The sequence below is a fragment of the Vibrio sp. HI00D65 genome, assembly GCF_001635455.1.
GTDB lineage: Bacteria > Pseudomonadota > Gammaproteobacteria > Enterobacterales > Vibrionaceae > Vibrio.
Window position 1 is genome coordinate 1 of record NZ_LWEH01000521.1, and the last position, 292, is coordinate 292.

The window sequence follows — 292 nt, forward strand, 5'->3', positions numbered from 1 at the left end:
ATGCAGCGAACCGCGCCGGTGTGACAGCGTTTACTCAGCAAGATCCTGCTGGCCTAGAACGTCAAGTGGGTGAAGGCGGTGGTTTGCTTTCTGGTGGTCAACGTCAGTCGATTGCGATTGCTAGGGCTTTCTTAGGCCGTCCTCCGGTGCTACTAATGGATGAGCCAACCAGTGCAATGGATAACCGTTCAGAAATGCACATCAAGCACCAGCTTAGCCAACTGTTACCAAGCGAAACGCTGATCCTTATCACTCATAAAACCTCGATGTTAGATGTTGTAGACCGAGTCAT

1 protein-coding gene is annotated in these 292 nt (G+C 50.7%); it reads left to right on the forward strand.

Annotation, left to right across the window (positions count from 1 at the left end):
• Positions 1-292: ATP-binding cassette domain-containing protein (locus A3712_RS23220; RefSeq protein ID WP_157618870.1), on the forward strand; the 292-nt coding region annotated here is incomplete at both ends.